Origin of the sequence: Neisseria sp. P0008.S010 (assembly GCF_051962715.1) — a bacterium.
Taxonomy (GTDB): Bacteria; Pseudomonadota; Gammaproteobacteria; order Burkholderiales; family Neisseriaceae; genus Neisseria; species Neisseria elongata.
This window is the reverse complement of sequence record NZ_JBQCVA010000319.1, coordinates 1-263: the sequence shown is the minus strand read 5'-3', so window position 1 is coordinate 263 and position 263 is coordinate 1. Positions and strand designations below refer to the sequence as shown.

Here is a 263-nt window from a genome sequence, read left to right as displayed (position 1 = left end):
GACTACAAGGGTATCTAATCCTGTTTGATCCCCACACTTTCGCGCCTCAGCGTCAGTTGCAGTCCAGATAGCCGCCTTCGCCACCGGTGTTCCTCCAAATATCTACGAATTTCACCTCTACATTTGGAATTCCGCTATCCCCTATTGCACTCCAGACCATCAGTTTCCAAGGCAATTCCGAAGTTGAGCTTCGGGCTTTCACCTCAGACTTGATGGTCCGCCTGCGCGCGCTTTACGCCCAGTGATTCCGAACAACGCTAGAC

1 rRNA gene is annotated in these 263 nt (G+C 52.1%); it reads right to left on the bottom strand.

Annotation, left to right across the window (positions count from 1 at the left end):
• Positions 1-263, bottom strand: a 16S ribosomal RNA gene (locus tag ACTHSL_RS13770); the annotation flags it as partial.